The following is a 2,269-nucleotide window of genomic DNA, read 5'->3' as shown; positions in this document are numbered from 1 at the left end:
CCGCCCAGAGGGCGGCGTTACAAACAATTTTACAAGTCATAAAGCTGCTAAATCGAGATTGGCTAATTGTTCGTAAGCTGTTGCGATCGCTCTTTTCCCGCGCAGTAACCCCGTATTCGCAGCCGGACAAATATAATGTAGAGTTGCCGGTGAAAAGCGATCGATCAGTAACTTAACGCTTTGTATTTGTCGCGGCCAATGAAAAGTTTTAGCAGTCCGTAGCGGTGTCGGCGTACCTTGCTGATTTGGCAATAAATGCCGTCCGGTAAACAGCACACCGCCATAGCCAGCATAGTACAAACAGGACGATCCTGGAGAATGTCCCGGTGTCCAAATCCCTTGGTAATGCTCGCTGAGCGCCCACTCTTGGCGAAATGGCGTTAAACTTAAACCCGGTAACAAATAAGCTTCTTGCTCTTGGATAACGATGTCGCACCCCATCGCTTGCTGAATCTCCTTCGCCTTACCAATCGCACCCCGATGGGTGAGAAATAGCCAGTGCACGCCGCCAAAAGAGCGCAAAAATGCCTGGTTTGCGTCATCCCACGCGGGACTATCAACCAGGATATTCATTTGGTTTTCTACAATGAAGTAGGCTGTCGCTCCCAGGGTATCCCGGTTAGGCGGGAAAGCAAAGATGTTCTCCAGCACTGGCCTGGGTTGTTTGGATGTAGAACTCTGTTGTGTCAAGGAAACTTTTTAACTGACTGGAATAAATATTATGCTATTCCTATTATGGTTGCTACTACTGGGATTAATTACATACTTTTCGTTACAACGGGGTGTTAGTCGCATTACTCGTACTCCCGTATGGGTTTTGTGGCTGGTGATGATGACACCAGGGTTGATTTGGGGTACATGGATTTTAGTTCACGGTTCCCACAAGCCGCTACCTGTAGAATTAGCGATCGCGCCTTTAATTGTTTGTCCTTGTTTGTACTGGCTGTTGGTACAGTGGGGACGTAAGGAAATACCCACGCCAAAGGCTGAAGTAGCCGCACCTCAATCCCCAGAGAATGAACAGAAAAAGGCTAAATTACGCCCAATTGACAAACTAGAAGAAGCTAACCTCCGAGATTGTTTTCCTTGGTCAGTTTACTACCTACAACATTTGGAATTTCGACCCCAATCAGTGATTTGTCGCGGACAATTGCGGACAAATTCAGAGACGGCATATCAGACAATTACGGAGAATGTTGAGAAGTATTTTGGCGATCGCTTTCTCGTAATCTTTCAAAATAGTCTTAGCGGCAAACCATTTTTTGCCCTAGTTCCCAATCCTAAAAGAGTTAATGCCCAAAACACTCTCAATAATGAACGTTTAACACGACCAATTTTAGCTCTGGGTTTATTGTTAGTAACGCTGTTTACCACAACAATTGCCGGCACAGAAATGGCCGGCATTACTAATAAATCATTACAGTCCGATCCTGCTCTCTTGCTCAAAGGATTGCCTTATGCAATCTCACTGCTCTTAATATTAGGAACCCACGAATCCGGCCACTATTTAGCTGCTCGTTTCTACAAAATTCGCTCAACTTTGCCTTATTTTATTCCCGTGCCATTTTTCTTAGGCACTTTTGGCGCATTCATCCAGATGCGGAGTCCAATACCGAATCGTAAAGCTTTATTTGACATCAGTATTGCTGGCCCACTAGCAGGTTTAGTAATCTCGTTACCATTTATGGTTTGGGGTTTGGCTAACTCCACTATTGTTCCTCTATCCGATCGATCGGGGATATTAAATTTTGAGTCTTTCAATCCCAAGTTTTCACTATTGTTATCTTTGTTAAGCAAATTAACACTTGGAAGCGCTTTAACTCCAGACAATGCTATTAATTTGCATCCGGTAGCAGTAGCGGGTTATTTAGGTTTAGTGGTAACGGCATTTAATTTAATACCTGTGGGACAGTTGGATGGAGGTCACATTGTCCATGCGATGTTTGGTCAAAAGATTAGCATGGCCATCGGGCAAATTGCACGATTTTTAATGTTCTTGCTTGCTTTGTTAGAGCCGGGGCTTTTGCTATGGGCAGTGCTTTTATTTTTGATGCCACTTAACGATGAACCAGCACTTAATGATGTTAGTGAATTGGATAACTGGCGCGATTTCTTGGGATTGGTTTCTTTAGGGTTATTGGTGATGATTTTGTTGCCAACACCGAGGGGAATTACTGGGTTGTTTTGGTAATTGGTAATTGGTATAGCAACCGCCAAGGCAGTTAGGACAGATATCCGTAACGCCGCCTTCTAGGCGGTTAGGGCACCG

Annotated in this window: 2 protein-coding genes; one reads left to right on the top strand and one right to left on the bottom strand. The window is 44.6% G+C overall.

Annotation, left to right across the window (positions count from 1 at the left end; genetic code table 11):
* Positions 1 to 36: 36 nt before the first annotated feature.
* Positions 37 to 690 (bottom strand): MBL fold metallo-hydrolase, encoded by a 654-nt coding sequence (locus tag PY364_RS07455; protein ID WP_275521609.1) that lies wholly within the window; start codon positions 688 to 690, stop codon positions 37 to 39.
* A gap of 31 nt (positions 691 to 721) precedes the next feature.
* On the opposite strand from PY364_RS07455, the gene PY364_RS07450 reads away from it, so the two are divergent.
* Positions 722 to 2,191: a site-2 protease family protein gene (locus PY364_RS07450; protein WP_275521608.1), complete on the top strand. Its 1,470-nt coding sequence runs from the start codon at positions 722 to 724 to the stop codon at positions 2,189 to 2,191.
* Positions 2,192 to 2,269: the final 78 nt, after the last annotated feature.

This window comes from Kamptonema sp. UHCC 0994, from assembly GCF_029167235.1.
GTDB lineage: Bacteria > Cyanobacteriota > Cyanobacteriia > Cyanobacteriales > Microcoleaceae > Kamptonema.
The sequence above is the reverse complement of the archived record's forward strand: the minus strand, read 5'-3'. Positions and strand labels throughout refer to the sequence as shown.